The organism is Steroidobacter flavus, from assembly GCF_042651805.1.
Taxonomy (GTDB): Bacteria; Pseudomonadota; Gammaproteobacteria; order Steroidobacterales; family Steroidobacteraceae; genus Steroidobacter; species Steroidobacter flavus.
This window is the reverse complement of record NZ_JBHSDU010000003.1, coordinates 2,114,658-2,139,874: the sequence shown is the minus strand read 5'-3', so window position 1 is coordinate 2,139,874 and position 25,217 is coordinate 2,114,658. Positions and strand designations below refer to the sequence as shown.

At 61.2% G+C, this 25,217-nt stretch carries 20 protein-coding genes and 1 pseudogene; 7 read left to right on the top strand and 14 right to left on the bottom strand.

Translation table 11 applies throughout. From position 1 onward, the window contains the following. Nucleotides 1-153 precede the first annotated feature (153 nt). The 4 genes from ACFPN2_RS14790 to ACFPN2_RS14775 form a co-directional block, all read right to left on the bottom strand. A complete protein-coding gene (locus tag ACFPN2_RS14790; RefSeq protein ID WP_380597785.1) occupies nucleotides 154-528 on the bottom strand; it encodes a DUF5713 family protein in 375 nt (124 codons plus the stop codon). An 85-nt stretch (nucleotides 529-613) separates the two neighbouring features. Beyond that, complete coding sequence (locus ACFPN2_RS14785; protein WP_380597783.1) at nucleotides 614-1,138, bottom strand: hypothetical protein; 525 nt, start codon at nucleotides 1,136-1,138, stop codon at nucleotides 614-616. Between the two features lie 367 nt (nucleotides 1,139-1,505). Next, nucleotides 1,506-2,000, bottom strand: coding sequence for a YcxB family protein (locus ACFPN2_RS14780; RefSeq protein WP_380597782.1), 495 nt, complete (start codon nucleotides 1,998-2,000; stop codon nucleotides 1,506-1,508). Nucleotides 2,001-2,372: 372 nt separating this feature from the next. After that, a complete protein-coding gene (locus ACFPN2_RS14775) occupies nucleotides 2,373-2,720 on the bottom strand; it encodes a hypothetical protein (RefSeq protein ID WP_380597780.1) in 348 nt (115 codons plus the stop codon). Between the two features lie 78 nt (nucleotides 2,721-2,798). Between ACFPN2_RS14775 and ACFPN2_RS14770 the strand changes: the two genes are divergently transcribed. Next, nucleotides 2,799-3,191, top strand: coding sequence for a hypothetical protein (locus tag ACFPN2_RS14770; protein ID WP_380597778.1), 393 nt, complete (start codon nucleotides 2,799-2,801; stop codon nucleotides 3,189-3,191). 84 nt (nucleotides 3,192-3,275) lie between these two features. Here ACFPN2_RS14770 and ACFPN2_RS14765 read toward each other — a convergent pair whose 3' ends face one another. Next, a complete protein-coding gene (locus ACFPN2_RS14765) occupies nucleotides 3,276-4,790 on the bottom strand; it encodes a DEAD/DEAH box helicase (protein WP_380597776.1) in 1,515 nt (504 codons plus the stop codon). 303 nt (nucleotides 4,791-5,093) lie between these two features. On the opposite strand from ACFPN2_RS14765, the gene ACFPN2_RS14760 reads away from it, so the two are divergent. Further along, nucleotides 5,094-7,430: an acylase gene (locus ACFPN2_RS14760; RefSeq protein ID WP_380597774.1), complete on the top strand. Its 2,337-nt coding sequence runs from the start codon at nucleotides 5,094-5,096 to the stop codon at nucleotides 7,428-7,430. 63 nt (nucleotides 7,431-7,493) lie between these two features. Here the strand turns inward: ACFPN2_RS14760 and ACFPN2_RS14755 are convergent, their stop codons facing one another. The 4 genes and pseudogenes from ACFPN2_RS14755 to ACFPN2_RS14740 form a co-directional block, all read right to left on the bottom strand. Next, complete coding sequence (locus tag ACFPN2_RS14755) at nucleotides 7,494-10,706, bottom strand: autotransporter family protein (RefSeq protein WP_380597772.1); 3,213 nt, start codon at nucleotides 10,704-10,706, stop codon at nucleotides 7,494-7,496. 317 nt (nucleotides 10,707-11,023) lie between these two features. Next, nucleotides 11,024-13,114, bottom strand: a complete 2,091-nt coding sequence (locus tag ACFPN2_RS14750) for a response regulator (RefSeq protein ID WP_380597770.1) — start codon at nucleotides 13,112-13,114, stop codon at nucleotides 11,024-11,026. Then, a pseudogene (locus ACFPN2_RS14745) lies at nucleotides 13,096-17,328 on the bottom strand (response regulator); the annotation flags it as partial. The pseudogene ACFPN2_RS14745 and the gene ACFPN2_RS14750, both read right to left, overlap by 19 nt. Nucleotides 17,329-17,555: 227 nt before the next feature. Then, complete coding sequence (locus tag ACFPN2_RS14740) at nucleotides 17,556-17,981, bottom strand: response regulator (RefSeq protein ID WP_380597768.1); 426 nt, start codon at nucleotides 17,979-17,981, stop codon at nucleotides 17,556-17,558. A 350-nt stretch (nucleotides 17,982-18,331) separates the two neighbouring features. Between ACFPN2_RS14740 and ACFPN2_RS14735 the strand changes: the two genes are divergently transcribed. After that, a complete protein-coding gene (locus ACFPN2_RS14735) occupies nucleotides 18,332-18,733 on the top strand; it encodes a response regulator (RefSeq protein WP_380597766.1) in 402 nt (133 codons plus the stop codon). A gap of 6 nt (nucleotides 18,734-18,739) precedes the next feature. On the opposite strand, the gene ACFPN2_RS14730 is transcribed toward ACFPN2_RS14735, so the two are convergent. Beyond that, nucleotides 18,740-18,922, bottom strand: coding sequence for a hypothetical protein (locus ACFPN2_RS14730; RefSeq protein WP_380597764.1), 183 nt, complete (start codon nucleotides 18,920-18,922; stop codon nucleotides 18,740-18,742). Between the two features lie 140 nt (nucleotides 18,923-19,062). Next, nucleotides 19,063-19,683 (bottom strand): nucleotidyltransferase family protein, encoded by a 621-nt coding sequence (locus ACFPN2_RS14725; protein WP_380597763.1) that lies wholly within the window; start codon nucleotides 19,681-19,683, stop codon nucleotides 19,063-19,065. A gap of 127 nt (nucleotides 19,684-19,810) precedes the next feature. On the opposite strand from ACFPN2_RS14725, the gene def reads away from it, so the two are divergent. From def to ACFPN2_RS14705, 4 genes are read left to right on the top strand one after another with little or no spacing between them, the layout of a single operon-like run. Next, a complete protein-coding gene (gene def / locus ACFPN2_RS14720; RefSeq protein WP_380597761.1) occupies nucleotides 19,811-20,344 on the top strand; it encodes a peptide deformylase in 534 nt (177 codons plus the stop codon). Between the two features lie 39 nt (nucleotides 20,345-20,383). Continuing rightward, entirely contained in the window at nucleotides 20,384-21,862 is a 1,479-nt protein-coding gene (gene gabD, locus ACFPN2_RS14715; protein ID WP_380597759.1) for an NADP-dependent succinate-semialdehyde dehydrogenase, read from the top strand. Beyond that, nucleotides 21,862-22,305, top strand: coding sequence for an OsmC family protein (locus tag ACFPN2_RS14710; protein WP_380597757.1), 444 nt, complete (start codon nucleotides 21,862-21,864; stop codon nucleotides 22,303-22,305). The genes gabD and ACFPN2_RS14710 overlap by 1 nt, the downstream gene beginning before the upstream one ends. Beyond that, complete coding sequence (locus tag ACFPN2_RS14705) at nucleotides 22,302-22,733, top strand: OsmC family protein (RefSeq protein WP_380597755.1); 432 nt, start codon at nucleotides 22,302-22,304, stop codon at nucleotides 22,731-22,733. The genes ACFPN2_RS14710 and ACFPN2_RS14705 overlap by 4 nt, the downstream gene beginning before the upstream one ends. Nucleotides 22,734-22,743: 10 nt before the next feature. On the opposite strand, the gene ACFPN2_RS14700 is transcribed toward ACFPN2_RS14705, so the two are convergent. From ACFPN2_RS14700 to fghA, 3 genes are all read right to left on the bottom strand, one after another. Next, nucleotides 22,744-23,106 (bottom strand): DUF4351 domain-containing protein, encoded by a 363-nt coding sequence (locus ACFPN2_RS14700; RefSeq protein ID WP_380597753.1) that lies wholly within the window; start codon nucleotides 23,104-23,106, stop codon nucleotides 22,744-22,746. A gap of 78 nt (nucleotides 23,107-23,184) precedes the next feature. Further along, nucleotides 23,185-24,375 (bottom strand): multidrug effflux MFS transporter, encoded by a 1,191-nt coding sequence (locus ACFPN2_RS14695; RefSeq protein WP_380597751.1) that lies wholly within the window; start codon nucleotides 24,373-24,375, stop codon nucleotides 23,185-23,187. Beyond that, nucleotides 24,372-25,217, bottom strand: a complete 846-nt coding sequence (gene fghA, locus ACFPN2_RS14690; protein WP_380597749.1) for an S-formylglutathione hydrolase — start codon at nucleotides 25,215-25,217, stop codon at nucleotides 24,372-24,374. The genes ACFPN2_RS14695 and fghA overlap by 4 nt, the downstream gene beginning before the upstream one ends.

The window sequence follows — 25,217 nt, the reverse complement described above, 5'->3', positions numbered from 1 at the left end:
TTTGCGTCCAACGCAAACACTATTCTCGAGGTCGACCACCTGACGACCGGACGTTCCGTCCGGCACCACAATCACTCGCTCAGCAAAACGCCATCTGAATCGCTGACCGTTCACAACCATCGGCCGGAAACCTTTTCCGCCCATGACGCTTACTTACCAATCTCTTGTCGCAATGAGCTCTTCGATGTCCGCATTAACAAAGCCATAGGCTTTGGCGACGAACTCGAAGTCCGATGCAATGCATTCTCTCGCGGCAGTTTCTATTTCGCTGTCGGCCTCGAAGAACTCCTCCGCCAGGTCATTGAACTCATTCGTTGCGCTGTGAGTGAGGCTGTACAGAGCCGCCTCGTCCGCCGGCTTCTCCTTTTCTATGCGCTCGCATAGCCCAAGCAAAATCTTCTTTCCCTTGTCCACCAGGTGCTTTGGGAAGTACTCGTCGTCGTACATACACTGCAGAAATGCATGGCTCTTGATTTGCTCATTCGATATCACGGTCTTCTCCGAGCCAGCGACGGGGGATTCGCTCATCTGTGATTCACGGCTGCACGCGGACCCCACGCAGAGCATGGAGACGCATGCAATCAGCGCGGCGATTCTGTGCATTGTTGGACCATTAGTACCCGAACAGGAACACCGCATCCACATTGACATAGTTCTTCGGCTCAAAGAATGGCGCCAGGCGCCTGCAGGCGTCCTGAAACGCCTTCACCTTCCGCTGGTTCTCACTCGGCCTTTCCACGGGAACGACCAGGAACAAGAAGCTCGCATGAGCACAGATGTGACATTTCCAAAGATCGAGCAGGTCCATATTGTTGGTAATAGCCTTGCCACGCTCAACCTCGAGCAAAATTCCCGAGTCCTCCACGGCCATGTAGTAGTCCGGACGCAGTTGCGCGACCGAATATCCACCAAACAGACCCTTCTTTTCAGATTGGAACCCCAGTGCGGTGGCGTCTTTCAGAATGACTTCTTGTATGGCATGACTGGAAGCGCCAAAGACGTGTCGCGCCTTCAGCTCCAGCTGCGCTTCGTCTCGATCGAGGCAGGTGCGAAGCTCGTGCGCGATAGCCGCGACCTTCGGAAAGGCGGCGTGCAGGGAGCTCGGCTCCTTGGATAGAGTGTGGAACTGAATCGCCACGACTTACGCCCCCGATGCAAGATTCGGCTTTGAAACCCTAGCCTACGCGTGGCGCTCGGGCGCGAGTTGACCTTAGCTCGCCGAGCAGAGCAATACCCGCGCCAAGTTTTAGCGCGCCATAGATAAAACCCACGACGCCCAGCAGGACAACAACCGCTGATGTTCGGGGCAGCCCGCTGAAGTTCAGCAGGCCACATGCAAATGCCATCACCGCCGCACCCACTGCCATGGCGCCAATGAAAGCACCGCCCAGCGCTCGCCATAGCTCCCAACGGACGTCACGTGACGAAGGCGATCCCGATCGGGCATTCGCATTTCTGCTCTTCATGCAGATCTCTGTGAATAAACCGGGGCCTTGATGAGCTTGTCAGCCATCGACCTTACCTCCGGCCGCCGATATCCGCTGCAAAATGAATGCGCGCATTTCTTCAGGAACGTCTGCAAGAGGCACAGTGATGAATTGCGCCTTGGAGAATAGCAAGAGCCAACAACGCTCGAGCTTCCAGACGTCGGTGATCGAGGACCATGGAATGGTGGAGCTGCCGGCGCCGGACACAACCGAGAAAGATGTTTCTGATGCCGTGAATATCGCTTCCGGCGTGCCCATGTCCTTGAGCTTACGATTCATATTGGCGGAATGGACGAAGTAAACAGCCACTATCATGCCGACGCTAAACAGCAGCAGTGCCCCGAACGCCCCGACAATCCACGACCGATCGCCGTTCGCCCAGAAGTAGGCGAAGCTGGCAATGCAGACGACGAGAGCAAGGAGCAGGCGGCCCGTGATAGCGCGCCACCAAAAACCGAACAACGCTTCACGCAGCAGCGAGGCGTCGTATTGAAGCTTGGCCTGATGTTCCATTATGAAGATCGACGTGCAGACGCAACCAGCTTATAGATCGCGAAACACATCATCAGCACCTCTAGAAGGATGAGGAACCAAGAGGCTGGCTCTCGCAACCACTCATTCGCCGCGAAGAAGCTATCAAACTTGAAAATGACCAGGCTGGGTAGAGCAGACAGCCAAAAACCCAAGGCTGCCAACCCTTCGAACTGCCACCACGCCGGCGGCGTTAGCGGCTTCCAAGTGACCGAGTCCGTCATAGGCCAAGTGGCGAGGGTAACCATAGCTGCCGCACAGACGCCAGCTACGCCACACGCGCTTAGCATCGCTTTCTTATTCACGTGGCTAGCCATGCAATAGTCAAGGCGTCTTCATTCGGGCCTGACGCTGTCAGACTCCTTCAGAAGCCGCGGCTGTGGCGACACCGGAGAAAGCCAGGGCTCTAAGTGCAAAGCGCAGTTCACCGTACGTTCCGTAATCTTCGAGAGGTTTATCTGGTGGTAGACGAGCGACACCGAATTCATCCTCAACGTCGTCGAAAAGCAGAATTCGATCCCCGATGACAGCCACTACGAAGACCTGCTCTGCGCCGTATTCTTGCGACCTCACGATCGGCGCGGTACGCACCCCGACTCGATACCTGGACCACAGCTCATGGTCGGCTGCCTCGAAGGTTAAGAGTTCCTTCGCGAGCAGCACATCGAACTCTTCCCTAGATATCGGTTCCCAATCGTCCATAGGTGTTGTCTAACGCTTGTAACGTGCTTCCGCTTTGATGTCGACCCTCAAGTCGTCCATATAAATAAGTTAGCCGATATGACGAAGGCAGGTAAGCGCAATGTGCTCGCGCTTGTGGTCGCGCTATGCGTGGGAGCGGCGGGGCTCCTGGCGTGGGGCATGTTGATGTCGGAGTTCGACACTACGCACATCGAAGAGATAGATACCGCTTTGGCCGCGTTGGAACAGATCCGAGCGAAAGCGGCGCCTGATGAAGCGGAAGGTTCTGAAATGCTCGCGGACATTGAAGAACACGAGACGGTGCTCGATATTCTCGCGATCCACGTGTTCCGACTCCGGGGCGAATCCTCGAAAGAGGTGCAACAGACTTTGGCGCGCATACGCGCCTACAGGGAGAAGTATCCTCGGACCACTTCGATGCCTGAGCTTGATGCTGCCGTACGAGAAGCGCTCGGCCAGAGGTCTGAATAGAAGATCCGGGCGGCAACGGGCCGGACATTTCCCCAGAAACGTCGCCGCCCGGGTGACAGCGGCGACGTTTTCTTCCGGTCGGAGTTAAGCGCTCCGATTCCGATCCCCGCCGCGATGGCCGCGAGAGGAGTTGCGCTGCTGATTCGAGCGACCCTGTCCGTGACCGCCGCCCTGTCCTTGCCCATGGCCGTGCGGACGCGACGGCCGCTGGCCGTGAGCGTGACGCGGCTGGCCCTGGGATTGATGGGACTGCTGAGGCTGTTGCTGACCGCCACCGCCGCCGCGACGTTTGCGGCGACGACGGCCGGCGCCTTCGCCGGCAGGGCGAGCAGCGTCGCCGTGCTGTTGATGAGAGGGCCGGCCCTGCTGACCTTGCGGTCGACCTTGCCGGGCTTGCGACCGGGCGAGCTCGGACTGCGACTGACGAGGCTGTGACGACCGTTCGTGTGATTCCTCACCGCGAACCGGCGGCGGAGCGGGTTTGAAGTGAGGCACATCCGCCTTCGGCACGGACTTGCGCAGCAGCCGCTCGATGTCCTTCAACAATCCAGACTCATCGGAAGAAACCAGCGACACCGCCAATCCCGTCGCGCCCGCGCGGCCCGTGCGACCGATACGGTGCACGTAGTCCTCGGGCACATTGGGCAGCTCGTAATTCACAACATGCGGCAGCTCTTTGATATCGAGCCCGCGTGACGCCACTTCCGTCGCGACCAGCGCGCGAATGCGAAAGTTCTTGAAGTCGGAGAGCGCGGCCGTGCGCGCGTTCTGACTCTTGTTGCCATGAATGGCCGCGGCCTCGATGCCGTCCTGTTCCAACTGTTTGGTCAGTCGGTTCGCGCCATGTTTGGTCCGCGTGAACACCAGCACCTGCTGCCAATCGCCGTCCTGAATCAGATGCGACAGCAACGCGCGCTTCTGCTCCTTGCCGACGAGATACGCACGCTGTTCGACCGTATCGACGGCGGCATTACGCTTCGCGACTTCGATCTCGACCGGGTTGTGCAACAGACCCTGCGCGAGTTTCCGGATGTCATCCGAGTACGTCGCGGAGAACAGCAGATTCTGCCGCTGTTTCGGCAGCAGCTTGATGACGCGACGGATGTCGGCGATGAAGCCCATGTCGAGCATGCGGTCCGCTTCATCGAGCACGAAGATTTCGATGCGCGACAAATCGACGGTCCGTTGTTGAACGTGATCCAGCAATCGGCCCGGCGTCGCGACCAGGATCTCGGCGCCACGGCGCAGATTCTCGATCTGCGGGTTGATGCTCACACCGCCGAAGATCACGAGGCTGCGATGGCGCAGATATTTGCCATAGCTCTGGATGCTTTCATTCACCTGCGACGCGAGCTCACGCGTCGGCACGAGAATCAGCACGCGGGGTGCTTTGGAAGGAGCGCCATCCTGCAGACGTTGCAGTAACGGCAGCGTGAAGCCGGCGGTCTTGCCGGTGCCGGTCTGGGCACCCGCGAGCACGTCGTGGCCGGCGAGAATTTCAGGAATCACTCGCGCTTGCACGGGAGTGGGTGCGGTATAGCCACGATCGGCGAGCGCACGCGTCAGTTCGGGGATGAGCCCGAGAGCAGCAAAAGGCATGAAAACAAACCCTCAACCAGCCTGCAGAAACTTACGTTTCGGATCCAGTGAGGCGGGAGATAAATCGAGGCGGGCCCAAGTCTAACAATAGGGGGCCAACGAACCCGAGGGGTGAAGCCGACCGGATGGCGGCTGAGAAGAGCGCGCACTGTACCTGGATTGAGCGGATTTGACGAGCTTAATTCCGCAGAGCGCGTCACAGGGCCCGTTTGCGACGCTCGCCCCGTCCTGAACGCGAAGCGCCGTACCGTGCGGCGTTGTAATTTTGCGCTATCGACGTGCGCCACAACGGAAGGACCGTTTATGACTACTCGTGCCCACCATACAACTCGAAGCGCAGTGCTGATGTTGGCCTGTGCCGCGATCACCGTCGCGTGTAGCAAGCCCCCGTCGAACGAGGCGGCAGCGAGCAAGGAACGCTACAACGCCACCGTGCGATGGACCGCTCACGGCGTGCCTCATGTCAAAGCGAACGATTGGGCCGGCCTGGGTTACGGCCTCGCCTACGCGGTCGCGACCGATTCGGTGTGCACACTGGCCCGAGAATTCATCACTGTGCGCGGCGAACAAGCCAAATTCTTCGGTCCCGAGGAAGGTCGTCTCGAGAGCGACGTTTTTCACAAGTCGATCATCACCGATGAGGCGCTAGCTCACGCAGGCGCCCGTGTGCCGGCCGAAATGGCCGCGATGACCGAAGGCTATATTGCCGGCTACAACCGTTATCTCGCGGATCATTCGGGTGACCAACTGCCGGCGAGCTGTCGCAACCAATCGTGGGTGCGCCCGATCGATGCGGTGGATATGGCACGCGTCGGCATCGGTGTCGGCATTCGTTATGGCGTAGGTCGTTCGCCCGCGGCAATCGCGAACGCCGCGCCTCCGACCAAGGATGAAAAGACATCCCGCGTGGCGCCGCCCGCGCCGGAAGACGCAACGATGATGGGCTCGAATGCCATCGCACTCGGCAAAGCGGCCACCAGCAACGGCCGCGGCATGGTGTTGGGCAACCCGCATTATCCCTGGTGGGGCTCGAGTCGCTTCCACATGGCGCATCTCACGATTCCGGATCAGGTGGATGTCATGGGCGTGGGCCTGATTTCCACACCGTTCATCAGCATCGGCTTCAATCGCGACATCGCGTGGTCGCACACTGTCTCGAGCGGCATGCGCTCCACATTGTATGAATTGACGCTCGATCCGAACGATCCGCTGTCGTATCGCTACGGCACTGAAACGCGCAAGCTCACGCCCCGCACGGTGAGTGTCGAAGTGCGCCAGCCCGACGGCTCGCTCAAGACCGAGCAGCGCACGACGTACTTCAGTCATTTCGGCCCGATCCTCGAGGACAAGGATCTGCCCTGGACCCGCGAGCGCGCGTATGCGGTTCGCGATTCCAACCTCGATAACAATCGCGCCACCGAACAGTATCTGAAGTTTGCGCGTGCCAAGAACGTCGACGACATCCTCACATCGCTGCAAACATCGCAAGGCACCGCCTGGGTGAACACCATCGCCGCCGATCGCGATGGCAAGGCGCTGTATGCCGACATGTCGGTGGTGCCGAACGTCGATGCCGCGCTGATCAAGGCCTGCGCCGGTGAGAAGGAAGGCCGCTGGGGCGCGTGGCGCGTCGTAGTGCTGCGTGGCGCCCCTGAATGTGAGTGGCGCGTCGACGAGCGCGCTCAGCAGCCAGGCATTCTGCCGCCGCAACAGATGCCGCACCTGATCCGCGATGACTACGTCACCAACTCCAATGACAGCTACTGGCTGTCGAATCCCACGCAGCCGCTGGAAGGGTTCTCTCCCATCATCGGCGCCGAAGGCACCGAGCGCTCATTGCGCACTCGGGCGGGCCTGGTCATGGTCAACGAGGTATTGCAGGCGAAGGAACACAATCGTTTCGATGCGCAGCGTCTGCAGGATCTGCTGTTCAATCATCGCAGCTACGGCGCCGAGCTCGTGCTCGATGAAATCCTGGCGATCTGCAAGCGCGAGCCGAAGACGGTGAAGCTGGAAAAGAACAGCGTGGACGTGACCAAATCGTGCGAAGTGCTGGCGGGCTGGGATCGCAGGCACGACATCACGAGCCGCGGCGCGCATATCTGGACCGAGACGCTGCCGTTGATCGCGGCGATTCCGGATCTGTGGCAGGTGCCGTTCGATGTGAAGGATGCAGTGAACACACCGCGCCAGATCAAAGTCGGCGACGCCAAGGTCCGCAAGGCGGTCATGCAAGCGCTCGCGACCGCGACTCAGAAATTCAACGACGCGCAGATTCCGCTGGATGCGCTGTGGGGCGACGTGCAATTCACCGAGCGCAATGGCGAGAGGATTGGCGTGCCCGGCGGCACCCATGGTGCCGGAGCGTTCAGCGTCATGGTCGGCAAGCTCACGCCGGGCAAAGGCTATTCGCCCATCGTGACCGGCAACAGCTGGATGCAGGTGGTGACGTGGACCGATGCGGGCGAGGTGGATGCACGCGGCATCCTGGCGTACTCGCAATCGGAAGAAGAGGATTCGCCGTACGCGGCCGACCAGACGAAGTTGTATTCGAAGAGTCAGTGGTTGAAGTTGCCGTTCACGGACGCTGAGATTGCAGCGGACCAAGAGCTGCGGACGCTGCAATTGAGCGGTAGCTGAAATTTCAGGCTCATTTGCGACCCGGAGGGCACAGCCGCGTGCTCTCCGGGTCGTTGCTCCCGTTTACCAGGCAATGCGGAAGTTCAGATTGCCTTCGTGCTGTGAATAGTTGTCGGCACGCTCCCTACCGTAGCCGAGCGATACGGTTGCATTGGCACCGAGCGCCACCGCGAGAGAAATGTTGCCGACCACGGCCGTGCGATCGAGCGCCGCACCGTAGGTACGGAACCCGTCCGCACTGTTGCCAGGCTGCAGATCGAGCGTGGAACGAACATCTTCGAACTGACGGGTCACACCGAGCTCAAGCACCGGCCGGAACGTCTGTCCGAAACCTTCGAAGTTCTCAGCCAGCTGCAGTCCCAATGCGCCGCGCAATCCATCGCGATCGTGCAGACGCGCACTCAGGTTGCCTGCGCCGCCGTCGCGCTCGGCGATTGTCGCGCCTTCCAAGTGGTCGTAGATGACTTCAACGAAGGGTCGCACGAGCAGACTCGACTCGCTCATCAGCCGATAGCCGAGACGCGCACCGACGCCGTAGCTGTCGGTATCGAATTCGGCACGCGGCTGCTGCGTACCGAGGCCGATCTGCACGTTGCGAGCCGTCTCGTTCTGATTGTCGCTATAGAAACCGACGGTGGCGAAACCCAGTCGCCCCGCCGAGTAGCTCGCATACAGTCCGCCCAGTTTCGAGCGCACATTGTTGTGGCCACCATTGAGGTCGTGGATGCCGCTATCGGCGTACCCAAAGGTCGCTCCTACAGCCCACGCCGAGGACAGCGTGCGATCGACGCCAATCTGGCCACCTTCGGTGGTCCAGTCATAGCTGGCCCCGAAAGCATCTCCGTCCGAATCGCCCCACTGACGCTGGCCGTGCGCCCAGAAACAATTGAGTGCATCGCTCGAGCCTCGCGCTGCCGTGCATTGAGCCGTATCGCCGACCGTGAAGCGGTCGAAGACGGTGCGCACGAATCCCGCGCCGAGAATGGCGACGCTGTTCTGGGTGACGCTCGCCACGGGCTCCGACTGCTGACGCAACAGGCGCCTGACGCCGTCGGCCGAGGATTGTTGCAACAGAGTGTCGATATATGCGGTCAGCTCGGCATCGAGACCGCTCGCTGCGATTTGCTCTTCGAGCCACTGTGCATATCTGCCTTGGCCACTGTTCGGCGTTGTTACGCTGGTAAACGCGGCGCGTTCGAAGGTTACATCTAGCGCGTTGGTGTTGAGCACACGCTCCCCTTGCATCAGCGCGCTCGTATTCATTTGCACGCTGTCGAAGTCGCCCGTGATACCGCCGTCGGCCTGGATCAAGGTGTGCGTGGTGCCATCGAGATAGAGTCCGTAGTCGATATGGATCTGGTGCGTGCCGGCGAGTGTCGCGCCACCCGCGACGTGGAGTAGATCCGTGCCCGTGCGCGTGATCTCCGAGACCAAGGTGCCGCTCGCGTCCTGCAAGTAGTCACCGCCGACGAAGATCGTGCCCGGGCTGTTTCCCGGCGACAGCACGCCGGCGTTGCGCAGCCTTCCGGTGAGCGATCCGGCGCCCGTCACAGTGACGCCGGAGTCGATGCGCAGCTCAGCCGTATCGATAGTGGCATTCGACAAATGCGCCGTGCCGCCAGCCAATATGATGCTGTCCGAAAACCCATCGAAGTTACCAGCCAGCGTAAGTTCGCCGTTCCCGCGCTTGATCAGATGCTCGAAGTTGACAGCAACTGTCGGTGCGAGTGTCAGGAAAGTGTTGTATGTGAGATCGAGCGTATCTGTGCCGGCGCCGCCATCGAAGACCGCCTCGGAGAAAACGGCTCCGTCGGCGATCTCCACTTGATCGTTGCCGTCGAGCAAGTTGGCGTTGCCAATGAATGTGCCAGCGAGCGTGAAGGTGTTGTCGCCTGTGGTGGCCGTGAACGTGCTGGCATTGCGCAGAGTCGCGCCAGCGGCGATGGTCGTCGTTGCCGCTTCGAGGCTCGCGCCACTCGCGATCTCCAGCGTGCCGTGCTGTATATCGAGCGCGCTGGCTTGCGATCCGCTGGCGGTCAGGATCGTGGTACCCGTGCCGGACTGGCGGATTGATCCCGTCCCGCTGATGACGCCGTTGTGAGTGAGCGCATCGCTGCGATTGAATGCGAGCGTGCCGTTGTTGAGCACGTCGCCGATGATGCTGCCGCTCGTGCCGCCATCGCCGAGTTGCAGCGTGCCGTCCAGTATCTGCCAGGGCGTCGCTGCCGCACCGACGCCAAGCAGCGTCCAGGTGCTGGTGCCGGTTTTCTCGAACACATCGAAGTTCTGATATTGAGCCGCGGCGCCGATGCCTGAGACATCGAACGTGCTGTTCGCCGTTCCGCCCAGTCGCAGCGTGTCGGCCAAGGTTGCGTTGGCGACAACATTGCCTTCAATGACCGAGCCGGCCTGCAGCTCCAGGATCAGACTGCGGGCCGCCCCTCCCATCTGAATGGCGTTGGCCTCGCCTGCGCCCGCTCGGATGATGCCGCTGTTAGTGACCGTGGCGTCGGTCATGTTCACAAGGATCGCGACTCCGTTGATCCCGCCCTCGATCGTGCCGGCATTGATCACGAGACCGGAGTTGGCCCGTATGTCGAGCCCGAGCCCAAACGCTGTGTTCACGCCGTCACCGCCACGGATGATGCCGTGGTTGGTCAAGGTGCTGATGGCGCCTGCAGGGCCGCCCAGGAAGACCCCTGTACCGCCACTACCGCCGACGCTGTCCCCACCCTCAATGACGCCCTCGTTGGTAACGTTGACGCCGCGTTGAGCAATGACGCCGTTGCCGCCGCTGTCCGTTCCCGCGTTATCTCCGCCGCGCACCGTGCCTTGGTTCACGAACGTCGCCATGTTCAGGAAAGCGCCCGCACTGGTGGAGCTCGAGTTGCCGGGGCCGCCGCTGATCGAACCGTTGTTGATCACGGAGGAGCGAATAGTGCCGCTCGTAAGGCTGAGGCCGCGTTGGTTCGCGCCGCCGGTGATCGTGCCCGCCAAAGTCAGCGTCTGATCGCTCGTATGTGCCGGATTGATCTGGCCCGAAAGTGTGAAGTTCTGGGTGTCGATCGTGATCGGCTTGGTGGGCGTCGGCAACGTTCCGGACAAGTTGATGTCGGCCGTCAGCCTGATCGTCGCGGTGGCATCTGGTTTGCCGTTGGCGTCGTCGATGGCCGCCTGCAGCTGCGCCAGGGTGCTCACCGAGTATTCCTCGGCCTTGGCCTGCGGCATCAGGGCAATAGCGATTGCAACGGCCAGCGGTCCCTTCAATGCATTCATCGTCAACTCTCCGTGAACTACTCAGCGATCCGTGCACGAGAGAGGCAAGGCAGGGTCACGATGGACCTGCACACACGCTGGCCAGCGTGCGAAGACACAGAGGGCGTCCAAGGCGGATCACCTCTATCCTTGAGCAGTCAACCGATGATCCTTGTCGAGCCTCGTCACGCGCCTTGGTCAGGAACGGAGTTTGCAGCGCACGCGTGCTGCCGGGTCGTGAGCGACGTCACATCAAGAACGACGTGAGCGCGAGAGAGGCTTCGGAAAACCGAAATGCGCGACTGTTGCTTTTTCAATGAAAGGAGCGGATGTGACGTTCACGCTCGCGCGCGGACCGGCAGCAGGCCGCGCAGCTTGCTTCGCAGGTCGGCTTCACGATACGGCTTCGCCAACATATCCGCGCCCTTCTCCGGCGCTGCATACGAAGCCGAATAGCCCGTCGCATACAACACCGGCAACTGCGGGCGGCGCTCGCGGGCGAGGCGGCCGAGCTCGAAACCGTTCATGCCGCCGGGCATGACGATATCGGTGAACAACAAATCGATGGTCGACTCTCGATCGACGATATCCAACGCGCGGGCGCCGTTGTCCGCCTCGATGACGTTGAACTGCAGCTCCTTCAGCATCGCCGCCGTGACGGCTCGAACGCCGGCATCGTCTTCCACCAACAGGATGGTGCGGTCCTGCCCCGACAGCGAGAGATCCTCACCCAGCATGGCTGCCACGGAAGGAACGGCATCCGTGCGCGGCAGATAAATTCTCACGCTGGTGCCGCGACCGGGGGTGCTGATGATCTTCACATGGCCGCCCGATTGTTTGACGAAGCCATACACCATGCTCAAGCCCAGGCCCGTGCCGTGACCCATACGCTTGGTGGTGAAGAACGGCTCGAGCGCCCGCTCCAACACATCGGGTGTCATGCCCGCGCCGGTATCCGTCACCGAGAGCAACACGAACTCGCCTTCCGGCAGATCGGCATCGCGCTCGTTGCGACCGACGTTGCGCGTTTCAATGGTCAGCGTGCCGCCCTCATGCATGGCGTCTCGCGCATTGACGGCCAGGTTGATGAGTGACGACTCGACCTGCGCCGGATCGGCCAGCACATTCCACAACTCATCCTGGACCAGCACATCGATCTGAATACGCTCGCCCAGCGTCCGGCCCAACAGCTTGGTGATATTCCGACTGACCTCACCCAGATTCACCGCACTGGGCTGCAGCGGCTGACGGCGAGCGAACGCCAGCATGCGACGGGTCAGCTCGGCGCAGCTCAATGCACCGGTAAGCGCCATCTGCGCGCGATCGAAATTACGTCCCGTGCCCTTCAGCGCGCGGGCCAGCGAGTCGAGGTTGCCGATCACGACGGTCAGCATTTTGTTGAAGTCATGCGCGATGCCGCCGGTGAGCTGACCGACAGCTTCCATCTTTTGCGATTGGATGAGCTGCTGCTCGACGCTGCGTCGATCGGTGATATCCAGGCAGCTGCCGAAGATCTCGAACGGCCGGCCGTCCTGCCGGATCAGCACCGCGCGGTCCAGGAACCAGCGATGCGAGCCGTCGGCGCAGACCCAGCGATATTCGGTCGACATGCCGCCGAGCGTCGGGATCAGCGCGACTTCATTGAGCACGCGATCCCGATCGTCGGGATGGATGTTGTCGGCCCACAGCTGCGGGTAGTCGACAAACAGATTCGGCGAGAAGCCGATGGAATCGGCAAGAACGTCGCTGATGAAGCGCGGGCCGGCGAATTTCGAGTCGATCGCCGCGCTATACAGCGCGATGGGCAGCGAGCGCACGATGGCAGCCTGCCGCTCTTCGACCTGCCGCAACTGTCGCTCGGCTTCGAGCTTTTCCTGGCGGATGCGCAGATTCTCTTCCTGCAGGAAACGTTCGAGCGCCGCTTTCCGCTCCACCTCCGCGCTCTTGCGATACAGATCGACGAGCACCGCGACCTTGGAGCGCAGGATCACCGGGTCCACCGGCTTGAACACATAGTCGACGGCGCCCATCGAATAGGCACGCGCGATGTGCTCGTCGTCGCGATCGATGGCGCTGACGAAGATGATGGGAATGTGGCGCGATCGTTCGCGACGGCGGATCAACTCGGCGGTGGTGTAACCGTCCAGGCCCGGCATGTTGGCGTCGAGCAGGATGACGGCACATTCCTCCCGAAGCAGGAAACGAAGTGCATCCTCGCCGGACGCCGCCTCGACAACGGTCTCCTCCAGCTCTGTCAGCACCTGCGCCAACGCGAAGCGATTGTTGGGCTCGTCATCGACAATCAAGATCGTCGCGCGCATCGGCAACGCCGGCAAAGTGCCAGTAGCGTCCACCGCCGGCACCTCATCGGTGTCAGCGAGCTGCGGGCCCAGGGCCTGCATGCCTTTGTTCAAACGCGCCGCAGCCACACGCGCATCATCGAAACCAGTTGATCGACGTCAACCGGTTTGGAAATGTATTCAGAGGCGCCCGCCTCGATGCATTTCTCGCGATCGCCCTTCATCGCCTTGGCAGTGATCGCAATCATGGGCAGCTTGCGGAAGCGTTCGTTGCGTCGGATCTGTCGCATGGTCTCGTAACCGTCCATGTCCGGCATCATCACATCCATCAGCACCATGTCGATGCTGGGAGTCTGGTTCAACATGGCAATGCCCTCGCGGCCGCTCTCTGCATGCAGCACTTCGATGTCGTGCTGTTCGAGCACACCGGTCAGCGAGAAGATATTGCGGATATCGTCATCGACGATCAGCACTTTGCGGCCCGCCAGGCCGGGCTCGCGCCGTCGCGCTTTTTCGATGATCTGGCGCTGATCCTCGGGCATGCGCTCCACGAAGCGATGCAGGAACAGCGCGGTCTCATCGAACAGCTGCTCGTGCGACTCCGGCCCTTTGAGAATGAACGACTCGACCAGGTTGCGCAGCTTGGCCTCATCGGCGGGGTTGAGATCCTTGGCGGTGTGAATGATCACCGGCAGCCGCCGCGAGGTATCGCGACGAATGGTTTCGATCAGCTGCACCCCGTCCATATCCGGCAGCACCAGGTCGAGCACCACACAGTCCCATTCCTTGGACTCCAGCGCCTTCAACGCTTCTCGACCGTTGGTCACGCGCGTGAGGTGCACATCGCCATTGCCGATGAGCTTCTGAATCTCGTTGCTCTGCAGGTCGTCGTCCTCGACCAGCAACAGCTCTTTCACCTTGCGAGCAATGAACTCTTCGGTGCGAGCCAGCGCTTGCTGCAGCGTCGTGTGATCCACCGGTTTTTCCAGCACGGAGAACGCGCCCATTTGCAGACCGCGCTCGCGCGGATCGTCGACGGAGATGATGTGAATGGGGATGTGCCGCGTCTCGGCGCTGCGTTTGAGAATATCCAGCAGACGCCAGCCATCCATGTCCGGCAAGTTGATATCCAGCGTGATGACGGACGGATTGAACCGTCGCACCAGGGGCAACGCGCCGCTGCCCGTCGCCGACACCACCGCCTTGAAGCCGCGATCGTGCGCGAGGTCGAGCAGAATGCGACCGAACTTCACATCGTCTTCGATGATCAGCAGCACCCGATCGCCCGGCTGGATATTTTGTCGATCGTCAGTGAGCTCGGACGCGACCAGCAGCGGCGTCGACTCGCGACTCACGACGATCTGCGAGGGCGCATGCGTATGCATGAGCGTGGTCGGCGGAGGAGCCGGGGTATGCGTGACCGGCGCCTTCGAGAAATCGTGCGTCATCGGCAAGTACAGCGTGAACGTGCTGCCGACGCCCGGCTTGCTTTCCACGCTGATCTCACCGCCCAGCAAGCGACAGATTTCACGACTGATCGACAGGCCGAGGCCGGTGCCGCCGTACTTGCGACTGGTCGTGCCGTCGGCTTGCTGGAATGCCTCGAAGATCACGCGCAACTTGTCGGCCGCGATGCCGATGCCGGTGTCATGCACGGAGTAGGCGACCACCGACGACGCCGCGTTGAGCGATTGGTTGCCGTGATTCCAGCCATTGCTGGCACGGTAGATGGACAGCTCGACGCCGCCCTCGTGAGTGAACTTGAACGCGTTCGACAGCAGGTTCTTCAAGATCTGCTGCAGACGTTTCTCGTCAGTGATCATGGTCCGCGGCAAGGACGGATCCAGCTCGATCTTGAGCTGCAGTTTCCGGTCGCTGGCCACCTGCTCGAAGCTCCGCTGCAGGTTGTCCACCACTTCGGCGAAGTGCACGGTGCTCACATCGAGCGTAACCGTGCCCGACTCGATCTTCGACAGGTCGAGAATGTCATTGATCAGCGCCAGCAGCTCCGTGCCCGCGCGATTGATGGTTTGCGCGAACTCGATCTGCTTGCCGGTCAGGTTGGCGTCGGCGTTGTCGGCGAGCAGCTTGGAAAGAATCAGCAAGCTGTTGAGCGGCGTGCGCAGCTCGTGCGACATGTTGGCGAGGAACTCGGACTTGTACTTGGACGTGAGCGCCAGCTGCTCGGCTTTTTCCTCGAGCATTTCCTTGGCGCGCTCCACTTCCTGGTTCTTCGCTTCCACCTGCTTGTTCTGCCAGGACAGCAGGTTGGCTTTCTCGACCAGCTCTTCGTTCTTGCCGCGCAGCTCTTCCTGTTGGGAGCGCATCAGGTCTTCGGAACGTTGCAGGGTCGCGGCCTGCTGTTCGAGGCGGTCGTTGGTCTTTTTCAACTCTTCCTGCTGACTCTGCAGCTCTCCGGTCAGCAACTGCGACTGAGCGAGCAGCGCTTCGGTCTGCATGTTCGCGGCCAGCGTGTTGAGCACGATGCCGATACTTTCCATCAGCTGATCGAGGAACAACGTGTGAATGGTACTGAAGCGCTCGAACGAGCCCAGTTCCAGCACCGCTTTCACTTCGCCTTCGAACAGGGCAGGCAACACGATCACGGTGGACGGCTTCGCTTCGCCGAGGCCCGACGTGATGCGCATGTAATCGTGAGGCGCATCGGTCAACAGCATCGAGCGCTTCTCGGCCGCGCACTGACCGATGAGGCCATCGCCCAGGCGGAGGCGCGGCGGCGGACGACGACGATTCGGCGCGGCGTAACTCGCCACCAGCTCGAGAATGTTCTCTCCCCCGTCCTGACGAGTGAGATAGAACAGGGCCTGGTGCGCGTTCACCAGCGGCACCAGCTGCGACAGAATCAAATTCGAGACGTGACGGATATCGCGCTGGCCCTGCAGCAGTCGGTTGAAGCGCGCGATATTGGTCTTCAGCCAATCCTGCTCGTTGTTCTTCTGAGTCGTGTCCTTGAGGTTACGAATCATCTCGTTGATGTTGTCCTTGAGCGAGGCCACCTCGCCCGAGGCTTCCACCGTGATGAATCGAGTGAGATCGCCCTTGGTCACGGCGGTCGCGACTTCGGCGATGGCTCGCACCTGCGTCGTGAGGTTCGCGGCGAGCTGATTCACGTTATCGGTGAGGTCGCGCCACAAGCCGGCGGCGCCCGGCACGCTGGCCTGACCGCCGAGCTTGCCTTCGGTACCCACTTCGCGCGCCACGTTGGTCACCTGGTCGGCGAACGTCGCGAGCGTGTCGATCATGCCGTTGATGGTGTTGGCGAGCGCGGCGATCTCGCCCTTCGCTTCCACGACCAGTTTGCGTTTCAGATCGCCATCGGCCACCGACGTCACGACCTCGGCAATGTTTCGCACCTGGCCGGTGAGGTTCGCGGCCATGTGGTTCACGTTGTCGGTCAGGTCCTTCCAGGTACCGGCGACGCCTTCCACTTTCGCCTGGCCGCCGAGCTTGCCTTCGGTGCCCACTTCGCGCGCCACGCGCGTCACTTCGGACGCGAACGAATTGAGCTGGTCGACCATCGTGTTGACGGTGCTCTTCAGCTCCAGAATTTCGCCGCGCGCATCGACGGTGATTTTCTTGGAAAGGTTGCCGCTGGCCACCGCGGTGGTGACTTCGGCGATGTTTCGCACCTGGCCGGTGAGGTTCGCGGCCATGTGATTCACGTTGTCGGTGAGATCTTTCCAAGTACCGGCGACGCCTTCGACCTTCGCCTGGCCGCCGAGCTTGCCTTCGGTACCCACTTCGCGCGCCACGCGCGTCACTTCGGACGCGAACGAATTGAGCTGGTCGACCATCGTATTGACGGTGTTCTTCAGCTCCAGCATTTCGCCTTTGACATCGACGGTGATTTTTTTGGACAGATTGCCGCTGGCCACCGCGGTGGTGACTTCGGCGATGTTTCGCACCTGGCCGGTGAGGTTCGCGGCCATGTGGTTCACGGAATCGGTCAGATCTTTCCAGGTGCCGGCGACGCCTTTCACGTGCGCCTGGCCGCCGAGCTTGCCTTCGGTACCCACTTCGCGCGCCACGCGCGTCACTTCGGACGCGAACGAGGCGAGCTGGTCCACCATCGTGTTCACGACGGTGCTGATGCGCAGGTACTCGCCTCGCATCGGTCGGCCGTCGACTTCCAGATTCATGGACTGCGACAGGTTGCCGTTGGCGACCGCGCCGATCACGCGCGCCACTTCGGACACGGGGTACGCCATTTCGCCGACGAGGCCGTTCACCGAATCGATACAGTGCGACCAGCTGCCGCTGGCGGTGTTGAGGCGGGCGCGCTCGGAGATGCGACCTTCGCGGCCGATCATTTCGCGCAGGCGCGCGAACTCGCGGGTCATGGAGTCGTTGAGCTCGACCACATCGTTGAAGGCGGTGGCGATTTCGCCGTCGATGCCCGCCAGATCCATCGGCATGCGCACCGAAAAGTCGCCGCGCTTCAGCAAGCGCAGGGCTTTGAGGATATCGCCGCGGTCCAGTGACGATGTCGTATCAATTACAGCTTGGGCCATTGCTCACCCGTCGACGGTCCAGGTGCGGCTGGGAGCTGTCAGATCTTTAGCGGCAGCTGTGCCACTGCCTCGATCAATGCTCGCTCCACATCCGCTTCGGTATAAGGCTTCGCGAGGAAGCCGAGAGGTTGGGCATCCTTGACCCGCTCGCCCAGGGAGGCCAACGGGGCTCCTGTCATCAGCAGGGCGGGAATTCCATGGCGGGCGCGCAAGGCAACGGCTGCATCGATGCCGTCTCCGCCGTCGCCGGCCAGGCCGACATCCACGATGGCCAGGTCCGTTGGAGTGCCCGCGGCAAACGCCAGGGCAGTTCTCAAGGATGGGGCGATACCGCTGACCTCATGGCCCAGATCCCGCAACACGCCTTGCAGGAACAGGCTGACCAGCGATTCGTCCTCGACTATCAATACGCGTAATACGCGCGTGCTAGCGGCCGCTGCGGAAGGATCGGAATTCATGTGCATGCGATGAGCTCGTCCACCGCGCCGCTACTCCGGAAGTTGTTGCGTCAAAACGGGCCTCGTCACCCAAGGCGGCCACGGCCCTACTGCACCCGAACCCGCGGCACCTTGAGAATATGTCGTTGTTTCGAGCCAGGTCGCGACGCAGACCACCCAATGCGCCACTCGTGTAGAAAGTTCCGCGCCGCCGCGCCCGAATCTGCCGCGCTGTCCTTGAAAAACTTACCTGAGGTGCGTTATGACGTACTTTTCCCGAGTTTTACCGCACGTTATACGCACGGCCCAGGGACTGCAGTACACTCCGCCGCAGCGCTCAAGGTCGCCATGGCGGCAACCAAGCAATACCAATACCCATGACAGATCAGCAATCGGGACCTGCTCGAGTACTCATCGTCGAAGACGAAATGCTGGTACGCATGTTCGCCGTCGACGCCCTGGAAGATGTCGGTTTCCAGGTGTTGCAGGCGGGCGACGCCTCTGAGGCGAGTTCCGCCCTGGCCGGCGCAACGGATGTCTCGGCAGTCATCGTGGACATGGGATTACCGGATCGACCCGGCGACCAGCTGGCGGCCGAGCTGCGCGCCAAGTTGCAGAATCTGCCCATCCTGATCGCCAGCGGCCGTAGCGAGCGCGAGCTCAAAGACAAATTTGCCGCGGACAAGCGCATTGGCGTCCTGGTGAAGCCATACACGGCCTCCATGTTGATCGGCGCGCTCGCCTCGCTCGGCGTACCCGCGCCGTCGCCTCAGGACTGATGCCGCTCAGTGACTGCGGCTCCACTCGTCGGGCCGGTTCTGTTCCTTGACCTTCTGTGGATTCGCCGCCTCGCCCTTACGGTAGCCGGGGTCGAACTTCCGTTTACGGAACACGAAGACGGTGAGTGCGATCGCCAGCGCGATCAATACCCCCACAGCCGCTAAATGCTGTTGGAAAAACTCCTGCATGACGCCTACCTCCGCGACGACGGTCGCAACGGTAAACGGCTGAGCGCCGAACGATGTTTCAGCGTTTGCGCTTGGCTCGCAGCCAGATGACCGCAATCACAAAGGCGATGAGCAGCAGGATGATGACGACGCGCAATCTTTTACTTCTCGGGGTTGTAGGTCGATTCCGCCCGCTGAAAACGCTCGTTCAGCGCGGCCAGATCTTCCGGCGTATCCAGATCGATGGCCGCGTTTGCCATGGGCACGCGCACCAGGCGGTAATTGTTACGTTCGAGCACCATGCGTGCGCCTTGATCGCCGCGCAGCTCGGCGAGCTCACCGAAACTCAAGCGGGGAAAGATCGCGGGCACACCGACGCGCTGTTCGTACACGCTGGCGGCGATCATGCTTTCCTCACCTTTCCAGGCACTCACCAGGCGTTTGAGATCGTCGGCGGTCACCGCCACTTGATCGCCCAGTAATACCATCACCGCCTGACAGCCCGGCGGCAGCGATGCGACGCCGAAGCGCAGCGACGACGCCATGCCTTCTTCCCAATGCCGATTGACGATGACCGAGGCCGGCGAGTGTGCCAGCAAATGCGTCATCTCCCGCGCCTGCGCGCCGACCACGACGGTGACCGCATGACCTGCGACCGCCACCGCGTTCGACACGACAATATGTAGTGCCGGCCGGCCGGCCAGCTTCACCAATTGCTTCGGCTGACCCAAGCGACGGGACGCGCCGGCGGCCAACACCAGGACATGAGGCGGAGCGGACATCAGTGACAGGCGGTGACAGTTGGATGACAGGCGTTCCAGGTCAAGTTCTTGGGCTTGCCCATGACGATACTATCTAGGGCGAGACTATACTGGTATCTCATCTCTCTGCTTTACGACGATTATCGACATGTCGGTCCGGCCGGTCTTGAGAATGGGCGATCCCGTGCTCCTGCAGGTGGCAAAGCCTGTGGAGCGCTTCGACACGCCCGAGCTGCACGCCCTGCTGCAGGATATGAAAGACACGATGGCCGCGCTGAACGGCGCTGGCATCGCGGCTCCGCAGATCGGCACGTCCCTCCAAGTCGTGATCTTCGGCGTGGGTAAGAATCCCCGCTATCCGCAGGCCGAGGAAGTGCCGTACACCGAGCTGATCAATCCGGTGCTGGAGCCGCAGACCGACGCGATGGAAGAAGGCTGGGAAGGTTGTCTGTCGGTGCCGGGCATGCGTGGCCTGGTGCCGCGCTATACCAAGCTGCGCTATCGCGGCTTCGATCCCAAAGGCCAGCCCATTGATCGCACCGTGGACGGCTTTCACGCGCGCGTCGTGCAACACGAAGTCGATCACTTGCACGGCATCCTCTATCCCATGCGCATCCGCGACCTGCGCAGTTTTGGTTTCAACGAAGCTTTGTTTCCTGGTCAGCAGCTGGTCGACGATTGATCGATCGGCTGACTGACTTTCATCTAGCCGGAGCATTTCATGGCCGCCGCCCCTCAGAGCACGCTTTCTCTTCGCGATCCGAGTCTGTTTCGCCAGCAAGCCTTCGTCGGTGGACGCTGGGTGGATGCAGCCAGCGGCGAAGTGAAGCAAGTCCTCAACCCCGCCAATGGGCAACTCATCGGCACCGTGCCGAACTGCGGCGCCAAGGAAGCGCGCGAAGCCATCGAAGCCGCCGATAAAGCGCTGCCCGAGTGGCGCTCACGGACCGCGAAAGCACGCGCCCAGCTGCTGCGTAAATGGTTCGATCTGATCATGGCGAATCAGGAAGATCTGGCCGTGCTCATGACCGTCGAGCAGGGCAAGCCGCTGGTGGAAAGCCGCGGCGAGATCGCCTATGCCGCGTCCTTCATCGAATGGTTCGCGGAAGAAGCCAAACGCGTTTACGGCGATGTGATTCCGGGTCACGGCCCGGACAAGCGCATCGTGGTGATCAAGCAGCCCATCGGCGTGTGTGCCGCGATCACGCCTTGGAATTTCCCGACCGCGATGATCACTCGCAAAGTCGCGCCTGCGCTCGCGGCGGGTTGCACGATGGTCATCAAACCTTCGGAACTCACGCCGTACTCGGCGCTCGCTTTGTGCGTGCTCGCTGAGAAGGCGGGCCTGCCTCCTGGCATCATTTCCGTCGTCCCTGGCGATCCGAAGCCCATCGGCGGCGAGTTCACCAGCAATCCGCTCGTGCGCAAGCTGACCTTCACGGGCTCTACGCCGGTCGGCAAGCTGCTGATGTCTCAGTGCGCGGGCACGGTGAAGAAGGTGTCGTTGGAGTTGGGCGGCAATGCGCCGTTCATCGTATTCGACGACGCGGACCTCGAGCCGGCGGTCAATGGCGCGATCGCGTCCAAGTATCGCAATGCCGGTCAGACCTGCGTGTGCGCCAACCGCATCTACGTTCAGAGCGGCATCTATGACCGCTTTGCCGCGCGTCTCGCGGAGAAGGTGTCGGCGATGAAGGTCGGCAACGGTTTGGATCAGGGCACGATCATCGGACCGCTGATCGAAGAGAAAGCCGTCGCTAAAGTCGAAGAGCACGTGCGCGATGCGGTGAGCAAAGGCGCGAAAGTGCTGGTCGGCGGCAAGCGCGCCGAAGGCGGTGGTCACTTCTACGTGCCGACGGTGCTGACCAACGTGAAGGCCGACATGCTCGCCATGCGCGAAGAAACATTCGGCCCGGTGGCGCCTTTGATGAAGTTCGAGACCGAAGAAGAAGTGATTCGGTTGGCCAACTCCACCGAGTTCGGCCTGGCTTCTTATTTCTACACTCGTGACATCGCGCGCGTATGGCGCGTGGCCGAGGCGCTGGAGAGCGGCATCGTCGGCATCAACGAAGGCATCATCTCCACCGAAGTTGCGCCGTTCGGCGGCGTGAAGGAAAGCGGCATCGGCCGGGAAGGCTCCAAGTACGGCATCGAGGACTACCTCGAGATCAAGTACCTGTGCATCGGCGGAGTCAGCTGATGAAAGCGCGGGTCAAATGGGTTCAGGACGTGATGTTCGTCGGCGAGTCCGGCTCGGGCCATTCCGTCGTGATGGACGGCGCACCCGATGCCGGCGGCCGGAATCTGGGCTTCCGGCCCATGGAGATGCTGCTGCTCGGCCTGGGCGGCTGCTCCGCTTTCGATGTCATGCTGATCTTGAAGCGCGGCCGTGAAGCGGTGACCGATTGCGTCGTCGAGATCGAAGCCGAGCGCGCCACCACCGATCCGAAGGTCTTCACCAAGATCCAGATGCACTACACCGTGACCGGCCACGCGCTCGACAGCAAGAAAGTCGAGCGTGCGGTGGCGCTGTCCGCCGAGAAATACTGCTCGGCCAGCGCCATCCTGGCCAAGACGGCCGAGCTGACGCACACCATCACACTCGTCGAGTCTCAACCCACTTCCACGGGAGCAACGTCATGAAACGCACGGCCTCCGCCGTCTGGAAAGGCGGCCTGAAAGACGGCAAGGGTTCGATCTCCACCGAAAGCGGTGTGCTCAGCGACACTCAATATTCCTTTTCCACTCGCTTCGAGGAAGGTAAAGGAACGAATCCCGAAGAGTTGATCGCCGCCGCCCATGCCGGATGTTTCAGCATGGCGCTGTCCGCTCAGCTGGGCAATGAAAACAGAACGGCCGAGAAGATCGAGACCGAGGCAGCCGTGACTTTGCTGAAAACCGACGCCGGCTTCACCGTCACCGCCGTCCATTTGAAAGTCCGCGCCAAGGTTCCCGGCGCCACGCCTCCAGATTTCCAAAAAGCCGCCGAAGCTGCCAAAGCCGGCTGCCCGATCTCCCGCCTGCTCAAGGCGGAGATTACGATGGAGGCGAAGTTGGAAGGCTGGACTTGAAGCGTCAGCGTTAGCTTTGCAGGGCTAACGCTTCTTCCAAGGTCACGGCGGTCAGCAAGCGATCGGCAATTGCGTCCAGTTCCTCGATGGACTTGGACGCAATGCGCGCCTTCACCTCATCGCTCAATGAACCAAATCGCACTGTCAGCTGGCGCGTGAGGATCGCGACTCGCCCCTCCGCCCGACCCTGGGCGACGTAACCTTTGACGAAGTCACTTTGATATTCGTATTTGAATGGACGCATGGTCTCCAACAGCACCTCGCGGGCCGCCTCGCTAATTGAATTCAGAATCAAATCAAAATACAGCCGGGCCCGGTCTTCGCTGGGGCGCGAGTTGCGGGCGATTGCGAAAAAGATCGACCAGGACTTCATGTTGTTGTGATGGCATGCACGAAGCGTAAATCCATCACTGTTCAGGCCGTGACCTGAATCTTGACGCTAAGAAACGAATTAACCCTGCTTCGTCAGGGTTTGCCTAATCCACAGATAGCACAGCAACGCTAACGACGCGCCGGTCGCCATGATGGCGGCGAGGGTGTGGACGGTGCCGTCGTTGAAGATGGCGACGGCGATGCCGGCGCATGTGGTCAACGCGGACTGCGTGGCGCCCATCAACGCCGAAGCGGTGCCGGCGGCGCGGCCGTGAGGGGCGAGAGCGAGGGCGGAGACGTTGGGGCTGACGCGGCCAACGGTGAGGAAGAAGAGCAGCTGCAAGCCCACAACCACGTAGAGCGGCAGAGCGAATAGCAAACTCAGCGTAAACAGGGCGAATCCAAGCAGTGGCGACGCCCACACATATCGAGCAAGCACTTGCCGCGGCGTCATCGTCCGCAGGGCGCGCATGTTCAATATGCTCGCCGACATGAACGCCAGTCCGTTCAACCCGATGAGCGCACCGAACTGCTGAGCCGACAGTCCATAGTTCTGCGTGATGACCTTGGGCGCGCCCGTCACGTAACAAAACATCGACGCCATCGAGAAGCCGAGCAGCAGCGAGAACGCCATGAACTGGCGATCGCGACTCAACCGTCCGTAGTTACGAAGAATGTCGGCAAAGCTCACGCCGGTATCGCGAGTCACATTGGATTCGGTGAGCACCCGATGCATGGTCAGCATCAGCGTCAGTGCAAGCGCCACCTGCACGACAAACGTCGCGCGCCAGCCAAAGTAAGTGACAACGACACCGCCAACCGCGGGCGCCAGTACCGGGCCCAGAGCGACGATCATCGTGAGTGTGGTGAAGGCACGAGCGGCTTCGTGAGGCTCACAGCGATCCCGAACGATCGCGCGACCAATAACCAACCCAGCACATCCTCCCAGCGCTTGAACGACGCGCATCACCGTCAGCATCGTCATGTTGACGGCCAACGCACAGCCCAACGCGCCGATCATGTAAACCGCGAAGCCGACGTACAGCGGCGGCTTGCGACCGAAGCGGTCGCTGATCGGTCCATAGAACAACTGACCGACGGCAATGCCGATGATGAACGCCGCCATCGTGACTTCGACACCGCGCGTGCCGAACTCCTGCTCGATGGCGGGAAAGCCAGGCAAATACATATCGATCGAGACCGGCCCGACGGCGGTCATCGCTGCGACAAGAATCAGCCAACTGGGTAAGCGACGCGAGGATCGGGTCACGAAGAGATCAATTGCCTCGCGTGATGACGCAAATGATCTTCCATGAAGGTGGAGATGAAGTAATAACCGTGGTCATAGCCGGGCCGCAGCGTATAGCGCAGCTCGCTGCCCGACTCACGAGCGGCGGCGGCGAAGATCTCCGGCTTCAACTGTTCGGTCAGGAATTTATCCTTGTCGCCCTGATCGATCAGAATAGGTCGCGGATAACGCTGCGCACGGATCAATTCGCTGGCGTCATATTGTTTCCACAGCTCGCGGTCCTCGCCCAGATATCCGCTGAACGCCTTGTGGCCCCACGGACACTGCATGGGCGCCGAGATCGGCGCGAACGCCGACACGGACAGATATTGATCGCGGTTACGCAAAGCGCACACCAGCGCGCCATGCCCACCCATGGAATGACCGAAGATGCCCTGACGATCCGCACGGCCCGAGCCGAGCGACTGCACGATCTCTGGTAGCTCCTTGGTGACATAGCTGTACATGCGATAGTTCTGCGCCCACGGCTCTTGCGTGGAATCGACGTAGAACCCGGCGCCCAACCCGAAATCCCAATTCGCATCGTCGCCCGGCACCCGCGCCTTGCGCGGGCTGGTATCCGGCGCCACCAGCATCAATCCCAACTCGGCGGCGAGGCGCTGCGCACCGCCCTTCACCATGAAAGTTTCTTCGGTGCAGGTGAGGCCGGCGAGGTAATACAGCACCGGCACTTTGCCCTGCTCGGCCTGGGGCGGCACATACACGGAGAACCGCATCTCGGTACGACACTCGCGCGACTCGTGCGAATAAAAACGCATCCAGCCACCGAAACAGGCGTGCTCCGAAACCAGATTGAGTGTCAT